Origin of the sequence: Zunongwangia profunda SM-A87 (assembly GCF_000023465.1) — a bacterium.
GTDB classification, from domain to species: Bacteria; Bacteroidota; Bacteroidia; order Flavobacteriales; family Flavobacteriaceae; genus Zunongwangia; species Zunongwangia profunda.
This window is the reverse complement of record NC_014041.1, coordinates 3,414,829-3,428,661: the sequence shown is the minus strand read 5'-3', so window position 1 is coordinate 3,428,661 and position 13,833 is coordinate 3,414,829. Positions and strand designations below refer to the sequence as shown.

Here is a 13,833-nt window from a genome sequence, read left to right as displayed (position 1 = left end):
GCTGATTGGTATTAAATTATTTTTTATTTGCAGATTCAGAAATAATCATACGATTAGCATCATTATCTAGTTCTATCCTGTAACTGTTATTGGAGTTTAATATAATCTTCCCTTCTCTGTAGGTTACAAGAAAACTAATATTTTCTTCCGCTATTCCAGTTGCCTGATATCCCGATGTAAAATTGGATTGATCCTTAAATTTACGAGATACTGTAAATTGATTTAAAAATTGATTTTGGTATTTAGTATCGGTGATTTTTAAAGCAACTTCAGTTTTGTAAAAATGATTAAAAATTTTAACCCTGTTTTGAAGATTTTCTTCGCTGGTATTCTTATCAAAATAAAAAGAATATTCAGCATTTTCATCGAGGCTCGCAACTTCGTCTACATTACAACTGTAAAAGATAAAACAAAGGCACGGAATTAAGAGAAAAATTTTAAAAAGCTGTAGTTTATTGCCTGTTTTTTTGTTTAACATGATGATTCGCTTTTTGATTGATGAATGATTAAATGATAAAATGGGTAAATGTTGAATAGCTAAGCTTTGTGATAAAAGTTGATATTGGTAATTTTTGAGTTCATTTTTTAAATTTTCACTACTGATTTTTGCCATTACGGCATCATCTGTAATAAATTCCAGATTATCGATAATTCGTTTTTTATAGTAATACATTAACGGATTAAACCAGAAAAAAATAGATGCCAGATTGATGAAAAGAACATCCAGACTATGATAGTGTTGTGCATGGATTAATTCGTGCCTTAATACATAGTTTTTGTCCTTTTTTTCTGAAATTTTATCTAAAAATATATAGTTAAAGAACGAAAATGCACCACAGTTTTTTGGAGATCGCTTTAGTTTGAGACCTTTTATTTTTGAAATATTTTCAGAAGCAATAATTAGTTTTTTAAGCTGAAGTAATTGAAATAAAAATCGTACAAAAAAGACCAGGCTAATAAGTAGATAAACTGAAAAAATAAATCCCTCAAAATTTATCGAATTTCGAAGACTAATATTCGTAAGATTTTGAGAGAGACTTGCAAAATTAACTGAAGTGCCATTCATAAAATCTTCCGGGTGTAATTCTACCTGTATAGAGTAGTGAAATAGTGGTAAAATAAAACTAATTAGTATTCCGAAAATCAAATAAAAACGGGAAAAAGTAAAGAATTTGGAATTTTTAAGAAATAGCTCGTAGCCGGCAAAAAATACTGCCAGTAACAGGAAATTCTCAAGGATATAATTCCAAAATTCCACGATTTAATCTTCTTTTTTATTTTCTATAATTTCTAAAATTTCTCTGAGTTCTTTGGCGCTTATTTTTTCTTCTTTTGCAAAAAATGAAACCACGCTCTTGTAGCTATTATCAAAAAAGCGCTTGGTTGCGATATTCATAAACTGTTTACGATAGGCTTCTTTAGTGACTAAAGGGTAATATTGATGGGTTTTCCCATAGGCGATATGCGAAACATACTCTTTTTCCTCTAAGTTCCGAACGATGGTAGAAACGGTGTTGTAATGCAGTTTTTGTTCTTTGATATGCGGAATGATCTCTTTCACGAAAGCTTTTTCTAACTTCCAGATAATCCGCATAATTTCTTCTTCTTTATTTGTTAATTTTTCCATGCTAAAATGATCTCTATTAAATGTTTGATAAATATAACGAAAAAAATAGTTATTAAACTAAATATGTAGTAAATAATTTATAATCCATAGTTTAAGGGTAACAACCTGGCGATTCTGGATTGTCCCATAAAGCCTCCAATACTAAAGGCACGGGTAGGGGTGAAATTCCCAAATTGATCAATATAGAAAGGACTTTTATAAATGATGGACGATTGTTGATTGTTATGTAAAATACTTATTTTATCTGCCAGCATTGTTACTTTTGTAAAGTCTGCATCAGGTTGGATATCAAAATATTTATAGGGCTGGACCTCAAATTTATCGTAGAAAATTCTAAAATGATGCGCTTCAAGTTCCTTTTTTGATAAGGCGCGCATAAACTGAAGCAATGAACCTGTAAAAGCATCTTCACGATTTTTTATAAAACGCTTTTTTGGTTTAGTTTTTAGCTCTTTAAAAAAACTGCTACCTTCAAAAAAGGTATAATCTACTAGTCGAAGTCCAGAACTCCCGCCACTGTATTTTACCGTAAAATCCATCAATTCATATTCAATAATATAGCCAAGATGCTTATTTTCTATAATCACAGGTTTGTCTGCATAAGCGATAAGCGTATGCTTAGAAGGACTATATTTTAACCTAATGTCATCCTCGTTAAGGATTTTACACTTGCCGGCAGCTTTGGTTTTTCCAAGAAATTCGCTTCTAAAGACCCTAAGTTTATGTGCTCGTGTCCATGGATCGGTTTCCAAAATCACGGTTTCTAGCTCATCTATACTCTCTTGCAGAAAAACAATGGGAAAATTTTCATCTTCAAAAACCGAAATATTAGGAACAGTTTGGGTGGTATATCCAATAGATCTAAAAATAAGCGGAGAAATATTCGAAGCAGTATTTTTAATTTTGAAATATCCCTTGGCATTGCTGATTGTACCTAAACTTGTACCATCAAAATAAATAGAAACTCCTTGAATTGCCGTAGAATCCTTTGCACTTAAAACCCTACCGGTATATGTTTTTTGCGCTTTAAGCGGTATGGTGATTAAAAGAAGTAAAAAGGCGATATTTTTCATGTTTGCAATATAACGAATAATTTAGTTTTTTAACTACTTATATAGTTTTTAAATCTATATTCTACGAAATAGAATAGCTCTAAAGATTAAGTTATATTCGCATAAAAATGCTGAAATGGATATAGTTTACATACTTATAGGGCTTACTTTACTTGTAGTAGGAGGTGAATTTTTAGTACGGTCTTCTGTTGCTTTATCTTTTAAAATGAATATTTCCCGAATGGTGATAGGGCTTACCGTAGTGTCTTTTGCGACTTCTGCACCCGAATTGCTGGTAAGTTTACAGGCTGCTTTAGATGGATTTTCAGATATTTCCTTAGGAAATATCATGGGGTCTAATATTGCTAATATAGGTTTGGTTTTAGGTATTACTGCTATGATTTCACCCATCACCGTAGATCGTGATTTTTACAAATTTAACTGGCCGGTAATGATGGCGTTTTCCTTCGCATTATATTTCTTTTTACTTAATGGTGAAGATATCGATCGTCTTGAAGGAGGTGCTTTGGTATTGGGACTGATTCTTTATTTACTTTTTTTAATTATAAGAAGCCGTAAGGTAAAAGAAGAAGTGGTTGAAGAGGTGGATGAGAGCTTAAAAGGAACTTCCTGGTTTAAGATCATTATTTGGTTGATTATTGGTGGTGCTGCCTTATATGGAGGATCAGAACTATTAGTGAACGGCTCGGTTGCCCTAGCAAGGGATCTGGGAGTTAGTGAACGTGTGATTTCTGTAACTATGATCGCTATAGGCACCAGCGTACCAGAACTTGCGGCTTCGGTAATTGCAGCTTTGAAAAAGGAAAAAGCACTTTCTTTTGGAAACCTTATTGGCTCTAATATATTTAATATCGCTTCCGTATTGGGAATAACCTCTTTAATTCAGCCTATTGTTATGCAATCCCAGCAGGTTTTAAGTAATGATATTTACTGGATGATTGCTTTTTCTTTTATATTGGTGCCCTTAGCTTTTCTTCCGAAGAAATTTTTATTTGGTAGAATAAAAGGATTGGTGATTTTAGCCGGATATTCTGTGTTTCTTTATATGACTATTTTTAAGTAGAAAGTAGAAAGTAGAAAGTAGAAAGTAGAAAGTAGAAAGTAGAAAGTACAACGAGATCTAGAGAATAGAGGATAGAAGCAGGGGCAAGGAATCAAGATTTTAAAATGTTGAATTTTGAATTCTTTTTAGTTAACGGCTGGTTGCTGTAAACTGTATACTGAAAATAGACTTCTCATTCCCTTTAGGATAAACCTCGAATTTAAAACCGTAAATCTTGAATTCACTATTTAGTAGTTAGAATAGAGATCGCTTCGCTTTAGCAACTAGAGTAGAGAACAGATGAAAGAAGTAGGAGCCAGAAATCATGACCGGATTTATGATCTTGTTGAGTGTTGAAATCAATTGATTAAGTTCAATAAAAAAGGCGTTTCCTAAAAGGAACGCCTAATCTAAGATTAATTATAATCTAGCCTAAAGCTTATTCTGCTTTTTTAACCGTTTTTATAATTCGGCTTGCAATTTTGTAAGGATCACCATTAGAAGCTGGTCTTCTGTCTTCTAACCATCCTTTCCATCCGCGCTCTACAGTTGCGATTGGAATACGGATTGAAGCGCCACGGTCTGAAATTCCATAGCTAAAGTCGTGGATAGAAGCTGTTTCATGTTTTCCGGTTAATCGCATATGGTTATCTGCTCCATAAACATCAATATGTTCTTTTACTACTGGGCGAAAAGCTTCACATATTTGTTCGTAAGTTTCACGATTTCCTGCATTTCTTAAAGTAGAATTAGAGAAATTGGCATGCATACCACTACCATTCCAATCTAATTCTCCAAGAGGTTTTGGATGTAAATCTACAGATACACCATACTGTTCCCCAATTCTTTCCAGTAAATATCTAGCAACCCAAATTTCGTCACCAGCAGCAGCAGCACCTTTTGCGAAAATTTGATATTCCCATTGTCCTGCAGCAACCTCACCGTTAATACCTTCTACGTTTAATCCAGCTTCAAGACAAGCATCTAAATGCTCTTCTACGATAGCTCTACCGTAAGCATTGCTTGCTCCAACAGAACAGTAGTATGGTCCTTGCGGTCTAGGATATCCGTTAGCTGGGAATCCTAGTGGTTTACCTGTTTCATTATCGATTAGGAAGTATTCTTGCTCAAATCCAAACCAGAAATCATCATCCTCATCGTCTATAGTAGCTCTACCATTAGTTTCGTGTGGAGTGCTATCGGCATTAAGTACCTCGCACATTACAAGGTAACCATTCTTACGTTGTGGATCTGGACAAATAAATACTGGCTTTAGTAGGCAGTCAGAAGAATTTCCTTCAGCTTGACCTGTGGAAGATCCATCAAAAGACCATACTTCACAGTCCTCAAGTTTTCCGGAAAAATCGGTAACTATTTTTGTTTTACCACGTAACTTCTGAGTCGGCTTGCTACCATCAAGCCAGATATACTCCAGTTTTGATTTGCTCATAATCTAATTCGGTTTTTATAAAAAATTGAACGTCTAACGTTAACAAAAATATAATATTTTGAATACATTGTATGTATTTTAAGGGGTGATTTGGTAAGAATTTTTAATTTATGAAAAATAACCCTTAAAAATTAGGGGGTGTAGATTATTTTATGTTTTTTAAGGTCTTCTAATGAGAAATATTTAAATTTGGTAACAAAATTTTATTAATCATAACAGCTTAACATGTCAACACTTAGATTTAAGGCAATAGAAGAAACCTTTAACCGAAAATCTTTAAATATAGAAGAGCCCGGAAGACGCTCCTCGATTTTTGGAAGTAATGTCTTTAACGAGTCGGTAATGAAGCAATACCTCACCAAAGAAGCATATAATAATGTGATGGATGCGGTAAAAACCGGCGCAAAAATTAATCGTACCGTAGCCGATCATATTTCGGCGGGAATGAAAGAATGGGCGATCAATAAAGGAGTAACGCATTACACACATTGGTTTCAGCCATTAACCGGGGCTACAGCCGAGAAGCATGATGCCTTTTTTGAGACTATTGGAGAAGGGCTTGCTATAGAAAAATTTGGCGGAGGTTCTTTAGTTCAGCAAGAACCAGATGCATCAAGTTTCCCTAACGGAGGGATTAGAAATACATTTGAAGCTCGTGGGTATACTGCCTGGGATCCTACTTCTCCCGCATTTATCTGGGGTACTACTTTATGTATTCCTACCGTTTTTGTTTCTTATACCGGCGAAGCCTTAGATTATAAGACTCCGCTTCTTAGAGCTCTACAGGCAGTAGATCAGGCGGCGACAGATGTTGCTAAATATTTTGATAAGAATGTGACTAAAGTAAATGCGACTTTAGGTTGGGAGCAGGAATATTTTTTAATCGATTCTGCTTTGGCTGCTACTCGTCCTGATATCCAGTTGGCGGGGCGTACGCTTTTAGGACATTCACCCGCCAAAGGGCAACAATTAGACGATCACTATTTTGGATCAATCCCATCTCGTGTTTTAGCCTATATGAGAGATTTGGAAATCGAATGTATGCGACTGGGAATTCCCGTAAAAACAAGACATAATGAAGTTGCTCCAAATCAATTTGAACTGGCGCCAATTTTTGAGGAAGCAAACCTTGCGGTAGATCACAACTCCTTAATTATGGATGTGATGAATAAGGTTGCCGAGCGTCATCATTTTGTAGTATTAATGCACGAAAAGCCATTTGCCGGAATCAACGGTAGTGGTAAACATAATAACTGGTCTTTAGGAACAGATACTGGCGTAAACCTTTTATCTCCTGGGAAAACCCCAATGAAAAACCTTCAATTCTTAACGTTCTTTATCAATACGATTAAAGCGGTTTATGAAAACGAAGAGTTATTAAGAGCATCTATTGCCAGCGCATCCAATGATCATCGTTTAGGAGCTAACGAAGCACCGCCTGCGATCATTTCAGTATTTATAGGTAGTCAGTTAACCGCGGTATTAGATGAGCTTGAAAAAGTAACATCAGGTAAACTTTCTCCGCAGGAAAAAACAGATCTTAAACTAAATGTAGTTGGGAAAATTCCTGAAATTTTACTCGATAATACAGATCGTAACCGTACTTCTCCTTTTGCATTTACCGGGAATAAATTTGAGTTTAGAGCAGTAGGTTCTACTGCAAACTGTGCTAATCCAATGACGGTACTTAATGCTATTATGGCCAAACAGTTAAAAGAATTTAAAGCTGAAGTGGATAAGCTTATTAAGGACAAAAAGATGAAGAAAGATGATGCTATCTTCAACGTTCTTAGAGAGTATATTAAACAGAGTAAAAAAATCAGGTTTGAAGGTGACGGTTATGGAGAAGCCTGGGAAAAAGAAGCAGCTAAGCGGGGCCTAAGTAATAATAAAACCACTCCAGAGGCACTTAAAGTTCAGGTATCCAAAAAAGCAATTAAGCTTTATGGAGATTTGGGCGTGATGAATAAAATTGAGATCGAAGCCCGTCACGAAATCGAGCTTGAAGAGTATACCATGCGAGTGCAGATTGAAGGTCGTGTATTAGGAGATATCGCCAGAAACCATGTTATTCCAACCGCAATTCGTTATCAAAATATCCTGATTAAGAATGTTACCGGTTTAAAGAGTATCTATGGTGACAATTACGAAAAGCACGCCAAAGAACAATTAGAGCTTATCGAAAGTGTTTCTACTCATATTGCCGTGATTAACAGCAAAGTAAATGCTATGATCGAAGCCAGAAAAGTAGCAAACAAAATTGAGGATATCCAGAAGAAAGCCGAATCTTATTGTAACGAGGTAAAACCTCACTTTGATGAGATCAGGTATCATTGCGATAAATTAGAATTATTAGTAGACAACGAGCTTTGGCCACTAACCAAATATCGTGAGTTACTTTATACCAGATAATATTATCTAAGTTCTTTAAAGCCTCGCATACTTGCGGGGCTTTTTCGTTTTAAAACTTCTTAAAGAATTTAAAACTGTTTATCTTTGGAGCCTAAACCAAATTCATGAGTCAGGACGTAAGTAAAAGGTATAGTCAGCGTGGTGTTTCAGCTGGAAAGGAAGATGTGCATAACGCCATTAAAAATGTAGATAAAGGACTTTTTCCTAAAGCATTTTGTAAAATTATTCCGGATTATTTAACCGGGGATGATGATTATTGTGTGATTATGCATGCCGATGGGGCAGGAACAAAGTCTTCGTTAGCCTATATGTACTGGAAAGAAACCGGCGATCTTTCCGTTTGGAAAGGGATTGCTCAGGACGCCTTAATTATGAATATAGATGATTTACTTTGTGTTGGCGCAACCAGTAAAATCTTATTGTCTTCAACCATTGGTCGTAATAAAAGTTTGGTGCCGGGAGAAGTAATTTCAGCAATTATAAACGGAACAGAAGAACTTATTGCGGATCTTAAGGAATTTGGCGTAGAAATTCATTCTACCGGTGGTGAAACCGCAGATGTAGGGGATCTGGTAAGAACTATTATCGTTGATTCTACGGTAACCGCCAGAATGAAGCGTAGCGAAGTGATTGATAATAGTAATATTGAGCCCGGAGATGTAATTGTAGGTTTAGCTTCTTTTGGACAGGCTACTTATGAAAAAGAATATAATGGAGGAATGGGAAGCAATGGTTTGACCTCTGCCCGCCATGATGTCTTTTCTAAGATTCTAGCTGAAAAATACCCCGAAAGCTTTGATGCTTCAATTCCGAGCGATTTAGTCTATTCTGGAGGGAAAAAATTAACCGATGAGGTTGAAGATTCTCCGCTTGATGCCGGTAAACTGGTACTGTCGCCAACAAGAACTTATGCGCCGGTCATTCAAAAAATCTTATCTAAATTCAGTAATAAAGAAATTCACGGGATGGTGCATTGCAGTGGAGGTGCCCAAACCAAGATTCTTCATTTTATTAATAATCTACATATTATAAAAGACAATCTCTTCGAGGTTCCGCCGCTGTTTAAATTAATCCAGCAAGAAAGTAAAACCGATTGGAAAGAGATGTACCAGGTGTTTAATATGGGACATCGTATGGAGATCTACGTAAAACCAGCACTTGCAGATGAAATTATCCAAATCTCCAAGTCGTTTAATATCGATGCTAAAGTAGTGGGTAGAGTAGAAGCTTCAGATAAAAAATCCTTGAGTATAAAAAGTGAATTTGGGGATTATCAATACTCGTAATTTTTACGTTTATTCTAAAAATATGGTGAGAAAATTAAAATAAATTGGTTTAGTGTTAATTTTATAGCTTTTTTTATTGGAATATCTCATTATATTTGTGGATGTCTGATTTTATGCTAGATGAGTGAACGTCGAAAATTAATTGCTTTTTCCATTGTATTTTGGGTTGCTGTAAATTTAGCAAGTCTATCGATGTTTAATGAAGAAGTAAGTCGATGGGTTCGTTTTATTTGTAGCGCCTTCTTTATGATCATTGCTGCATTACACAAACCTTTTTCCTGGAAATTATTTCTTACTTTTTTATTATTTTCTATTTGTGACTTTTCACTGATTTATTTTGAAGATCCTGTTTTTAATGCAATAACTTTTATAAGCAGAGGAGCTGCATTTATTGTGGTGGGAAGCATTGGACTCGTGAAATTAAAACGGTTTAAAATAACGGCATTAGAACTTTTTATAGGTTTAATACTGGTAGCGATTAATCTAGCCTTACTGGTTGAACTGGAAAGTATGATTACTTTCACGCATACTACAGAAATTTATAATCCGGTTTTTTATGGTTTTGCTATCATCACTATACTCACAACGATCATCGCTGTATCCTATAGTAATCGCTATAGTAATCAAAAAAGTGTATTCTATTTATGTGGCGTACTTTGGATGATATTTTCAGATCTTACTTATTTTATAGCCTATTATCTGGATTTTCCGGAATTTTATTATGCAGATCGTTTTTTTAATGTACTTGGCTCGGGCTTTTTGATGCTTTTTGCTACAAGTTTCGGTAAAAAAGAAGAATTTATCGATGTAGATATTAAAATTTAATGAGGTAAATATCCCGATTTTATCAATTCATTTTTAGATTTCACAATTTTAGTTTGCTTGTTCTGAAATAAAAAAAACAGATCTGAAACTTTTAGTATTGCCTCATAACGATGGTCTGTAATGATAATCGCTTTATCTTTTTTTTCTTGCTGAATAACCGCAGTAAATTTATCGATCATTAAGGGAGAAAGCTGGGCAAAAGGCTCGTCTAATAGTACAATATCTACATTTCTTTTTAAGACCAGATAGGTTTCTATAATCCGCTGTTCCCCGCCAGAAAGTTCCTTTGTTTTTTGATTTTTTGTAGCATACATTTCTGAAAATACATCACAAAATTCTCCAAAATCGACTTTATACATGTAGAAAGCTTTTTTAGTCGTAATCCCAGGCGGAAGCAAAGGAAACTGAGGTAACATAGTAATCTTTCCTGTTTTGTAAAAGGCTTTTAGTACCGGTTTGTTATCTACTCTAAATAGTTTATGTTTTGGTTTTAAGGTTCCGAATAAAATTTTTAAAATACTACTTTTTCCACTTCCATTTCTACCTAACAATCCAGTAACTTTTCCTGTTTCTGCTTTTATATAAGCTGCTTTTAGAATTGGTTTATTATCAAAATTTAGTTCGACATTATCAATTTCAAAAATCATATTAAATAGTTTATGGAGGAGCAAAGAATAAGCAAAAAAATATCAGCTAAGATGGCTAAGCTAAAAAGCTGCAAACGGCTAAAACCGAGATTATAAAAAAACACCAGCTCGTTTTTTAATGAGGTGAACCGATATAAAAGATAGATAATAAGGGCAATGAAGAGTTTATCGAGCACAATTACGAAAAGTGGACTTCCAAGGGATAATAGTAGAAAATTGATTAAAAGGGATGCAATTAAAAATTTACGATAAAATTGTGTAAATACGATAAAACTATTGGGCATATAATAAAATTGTGATTGATGCTTTAAAACGAAAGCGTTAAAAAGTTTAATTTATTATGAATATCATCAAAATAAAGAAAACGAACAGGTAAAGTTTAGAGAAGATAAAAATTCAGTCAAATTATTGTAAATTTGTGATCTAAATTCTTAAGAATTGTATGTTAGAGAAGCTGAATATTGTTAAACAACGTTTTGATGAAGTGAATGATCTTATTATCCAGCCGGATATTATTGCCGATCAGAAACGTTATGTTGAACTTAATAAAGAATACAAGGATCTTAGAGCGCTTATGAACGAGCGTGAAAGATATATTGAACTTACCGATAATCTTAAAGAAGCTGAAGAGATAATTTCAGACGGGAGCGATCCTGAAATGACAGAAATGGCTAAACTCCAGCAGGAAGAAGCGAAACAAGAGTTGCCAGCGCTTGAAGAAAAGATACGGATGATGTTGGTTCCTAAAGATCCTGAAGATGCCAAAAACGTAGTGATGGAAATTCGTGCCGGTACCGGCGGGGATGAAGCAAGTATTTTTGCGGGTGATCTTTACAGAATGTATACCAAATACGTGGAAAGTAAAGGTTGGAGTCATAATATCGTAGATTTTAGTGAAGGGACCAGCGGCGGATTTAAGGAGATGATTTTTGAAGTTTCTGGAGAAGACGTTTATGGGACTATGAAATTTGAAGCTGGTGTTCACCGTGTACAACGTGTGCCGCAAACCGAAACTCAGGGGCGTGTGCATACCTCAGCGGCTACCGTGATGGTATTGCCGGAAGCAGAAGAATTTGATGTGGAGATCGATCCTAAAGATGTTCGTATCGATTATTTCTGTTCATCGGGTCCTGGAGGGCAATCGGTAAATACCACCTATTCAGCTGTACGTTTAACACACGAGCCAACAGGTTTGGTAGCCCAGTGTCAGGATCAAAAATCGCAACATAAAAACCGGGAAAAAGCATTTAGAGTATTGCGTTCCCGTTTATACGAGATAGAGTTGGCCAAAAAAATGGAAGCTGATGCTGCAAAACGAAACTCAATGGTTTCAAGCGGTGATCGTAGTGCCAAAATTAGAACTTACAACTATCCACAAGGACGTGTAACCGATCATAGAATTAATCTTACACTTTACGATCTATCCAATATCGTAAATGGAGATATTCAAAAAATTATTGATGAGCTTCGATTGGTAGAAAATACGGAGAAGCTTAAAGAGAATTCAGATATATTTTAATATCAGGCATTTTAAATGCCATTTAAAACCTAAATATGACCACGCAGGAATTAGTAGAGCAGATTAAAACAAAGCAATCTTTTTTATGTATAGGGCTAGATGTAGACCTTAAAAAAATTCCAACTTACCTGCTTTCTGAAGAGGACCCCATATTTAGTTTCAATAAAGCCATTATAGATGCCACGCATCAGTTTTGCGTGGCCTATAAGCCTAATACTGCTTTTTATGAGGCTTGCGGTCTAAAAGGCTGGCAGGCTTTGCAAAAAACCATCGATTACCTTCACGATAACTATCCTGAAATTTATACCATTGCCGATGCCAAGCGTGGCGATATTGGGAATACTTCAAAAATGTATGCGAAGACCTTTCTTAAGGATATGGGATTCGATTCGGTTACCGTAGCTCCTTATATGGGAAAAGATTCGGTTGAACCATTTTTAGAGTTTGAAAACAAGCATACTATTTTACTTGCACTAACCTCTAACGAAGGAGCCTTTGATTTTCAGACTTTAAAATCTGATGAAACCGAAATTTATAAAAGAGTACTGGAAACTTCCAAAACATGGGAGAATTCAGAAAATCTGATGTATGTGGTTGGTGCTACTAAAGCAGAATATATCGCCGAGGTTCGTAAAATTGTACCCGAAAGTTTTCTACTGGTTCCCGGAGTTGGAGCCCAGGGAGGAAATTTAGAAGACGTTTGCAAATACGGAATGACCAAAAATGTTGGACTTTTAGTGAATAGCAGCCGTAAGATCATTTATGCCTCAACAAATAATAATTTTGCGGAAGTAGCCGCAGCGAAAGCCGAAATTTTGCAGCAGCAAATGGCTGAAGAATTACAGAAATTTCAATAGTTGTGATAACAATTTTCGATCATTTGGGCCGAAAATTAATACTTCAGGATACTCCTAATCGAATCATTTCCTTAGTGCCAAGTCAAACAGAGCTTTTGGTAGATCTTGGTCTACAAAATTGCTTGGTAGGTATTACCAAGTTTTGTGTACATCCAAGAAATCTTAGAAAGGATAAAACTGTGGTAGGAGGCACAAAATCTGTACATTTTGATAAGATCAAAGCTCTAAGACCAGATGTGATCCTGTGCAATAAAGAAGAGAATACCCGGGATATGGTTACAGAATTAGAAAAAATTGCCCCGGTACATGTTTCAGCAGTTTCCACTATTGCAGCTTCCCTTCAGCTTATTAAAGATTATGGGCAACTTTTTAATGTTCAGGAAAAAGCCTTAAAATTAGTTACCTGTTTAGAAAATGAAGGGCTAACTTTTTCTGAAGAAATGCAATATAAAAACTGGAAACGTTGTATTTACTTAATTTGGAAAGATCCATATATGGCGGCAGGAAGAGACACATTTATCAATGATCTTCTAAAACTAAATAAGTTTGAAAATATAATTGCTAACGATCGATATCCGGTCATCGACGAGGAGCAATTGGTCGAATATTCACCAGATGTGGTCTTGTTGTCCAGTGAACCCTTTCCCTTTAAGAAAGATCATTTAAAGCATATAGAACGATTGGGGATTCCTGCGATGTTAGTCGATGGGGAATACTTTAGCTGGTATGGCTCAAGATTAAAAAAGGCCTTTGATTATTTTAGAAGTTTAAATTAATAATCAGTCGCCCAATCTTCCACTTCAGGATAATGCATACGTCTTAATTCACTTAATATTTTCTTTGCTTTGGCATTAATCCTATCACTACGCTCCTTATCTACAAGAGCCAATTTATAAGCTCTGTGCATAAGCTGTGTGTATTTCTCACACATGCACTCTTCTTTTGTCTTTTGTTTGAATATTTTAAACATAATCCAGTCGTTCTTCATCAATAGAACAAAGATAAGCCTGAGTTGCTTTAAGATATACTAAGTAGCAGTTAAGGTTAATTTAAAGTTTATAGATTAAATTGCCATTATGTTAAAATATTTGAGAC

Annotated in this window: 13 protein-coding genes; 7 read left to right on the top strand and 6 right to left on the bottom strand. The window is 35.2% G+C overall.

The window, feature by feature from the left end:
- Positions 1 to 16: 16 nt before the first annotated feature.
- From ZPR_RS14995 to ZPR_RS14985, 3 genes are all read right to left on the bottom strand, one after another.
- Positions 17 to 1,258 carry a M56 family metallopeptidase gene (locus ZPR_RS14995; protein ID WP_013072573.1) on the bottom strand — a complete coding sequence of 414 codons (1,242 nt, stop codon included), beginning with the start codon at positions 1,256 to 1,258 and terminating at the stop codon, positions 17 to 19.
- A 3-nt stretch (positions 1,259 to 1,261) separates the two neighbouring features.
- Positions 1,262 to 1,627, bottom strand: a complete 366-nt coding sequence (locus ZPR_RS14990; RefSeq protein WP_013072572.1) for a BlaI/MecI/CopY family transcriptional regulator — start codon at positions 1,625 to 1,627, stop codon at positions 1,262 to 1,264.
- Between the two features lie 77 nt (positions 1,628 to 1,704).
- Positions 1,705 to 2,700 carry a carboxypeptidase-like regulatory domain-containing protein gene (locus ZPR_RS14985; protein WP_013072571.1) on the bottom strand — a complete coding sequence of 332 codons (996 nt, stop codon included), beginning with the start codon at positions 2,698 to 2,700 and terminating at the stop codon, positions 1,705 to 1,707.
- A 115-nt stretch (positions 2,701 to 2,815) separates the two neighbouring features.
- On the opposite strand from ZPR_RS14985, the gene ZPR_RS14980 reads away from it, so the two are divergent.
- Positions 2,816 to 3,763: a calcium/sodium antiporter gene (locus ZPR_RS14980; RefSeq protein WP_013072570.1), complete on the top strand. Its 948-nt coding sequence runs from the start codon at positions 2,816 to 2,818 to the stop codon at positions 3,761 to 3,763.
- A 418-nt stretch (positions 3,764 to 4,181) separates the two neighbouring features.
- Here the strand turns inward: ZPR_RS14980 and ZPR_RS14975 are convergent, their stop codons facing one another.
- Positions 4,182 to 5,192 carry a glutamine synthetase beta-grasp domain-containing protein gene (locus ZPR_RS14975; RefSeq protein WP_013072569.1) on the bottom strand — a complete coding sequence of 337 codons (1,011 nt, stop codon included), beginning with the start codon at positions 5,190 to 5,192 and terminating at the stop codon, positions 4,182 to 4,184.
- A gap of 225 nt (positions 5,193 to 5,417) precedes the next feature.
- Between ZPR_RS14975 and ZPR_RS14970 the strand changes: the two genes are divergently transcribed.
- From ZPR_RS14970 to ZPR_RS14960, 3 genes are all read left to right on the top strand, one after another.
- Positions 5,418 to 7,604 (top strand): glutamine synthetase III family protein, encoded by a 2,187-nt coding sequence (locus ZPR_RS14970; RefSeq protein WP_013072568.1) that lies wholly within the window; start codon positions 5,418 to 5,420, stop codon positions 7,602 to 7,604.
- A 104-nt stretch (positions 7,605 to 7,708) separates the two neighbouring features.
- The gene (locus tag ZPR_RS14965; RefSeq protein WP_013072567.1) at positions 7,709 to 8,890 is read left to right on the top strand and encodes an AIR synthase related protein; all 1,182 of its coding nucleotides are present in this window, start codon (positions 7,709 to 7,711) and stop codon (positions 8,888 to 8,890) included.
- Between the two features lie 120 nt (positions 8,891 to 9,010).
- Complete coding sequence (locus ZPR_RS14960; RefSeq protein WP_013072566.1) at positions 9,011 to 9,715, top strand: hypothetical protein; 705 nt, start codon at positions 9,011 to 9,013, stop codon at positions 9,713 to 9,715.
- Here the strand turns inward: ZPR_RS14960 and ZPR_RS14955 are convergent.
- Positions 9,712 to 10,362: an ATP-binding cassette domain-containing protein gene (locus tag ZPR_RS14955; protein WP_013072565.1), complete on the bottom strand. Its 651-nt coding sequence runs from the start codon at positions 10,360 to 10,362 to the stop codon at positions 9,712 to 9,714. The genes ZPR_RS14960 and ZPR_RS14955 overlap by 4 nt on opposite strands.
- Before the next feature lie 442 nt (positions 10,363 to 10,804).
- Here ZPR_RS14955 and prfA point away from each other — a divergent pair, with 442 nt between their 5' ends.
- Genes prfA through ZPR_RS14935 form a run of 3 tightly spaced genes read left to right on the top strand, consistent with a single transcriptional unit; the run spans position 10,805 to position 13,514 of the window.
- Entirely contained in the window at positions 10,805 to 11,881 is a 1,077-nt protein-coding gene (gene prfA / locus ZPR_RS14945) for a peptide chain release factor 1 (RefSeq protein WP_013072564.1), read from the top strand.
- Between the two features lie 35 nt (positions 11,882 to 11,916).
- Positions 11,917 to 12,738: an orotidine-5'-phosphate decarboxylase gene (gene pyrF, locus ZPR_RS14940; protein ID WP_013072563.1), complete on the top strand. Its 822-nt coding sequence runs from the start codon at positions 11,917 to 11,919 to the stop codon at positions 12,736 to 12,738.
- A 2-nt stretch (positions 12,739 to 12,740) separates the two neighbouring features.
- On the top strand, positions 12,741 to 13,514 hold the full coding sequence (locus ZPR_RS14935; protein WP_013072562.1) for an ABC transporter substrate-binding protein: 774 nt from the start codon (positions 12,741 to 12,743) through the stop codon (positions 13,512 to 13,514).
- Here the strand turns inward: ZPR_RS14935 and ZPR_RS14930 are convergent.
- Positions 13,511 to 13,708, bottom strand: a complete 198-nt coding sequence (locus tag ZPR_RS14930) for a Lacal_2735 family protein (protein WP_041580033.1) — start codon at positions 13,706 to 13,708, stop codon at positions 13,511 to 13,513. The two genes, ZPR_RS14935 and ZPR_RS14930, sit on opposite strands and share 4 nt — an antisense overlap.
- Positions 13,709 to 13,833: the final 125 nt, after the last annotated feature.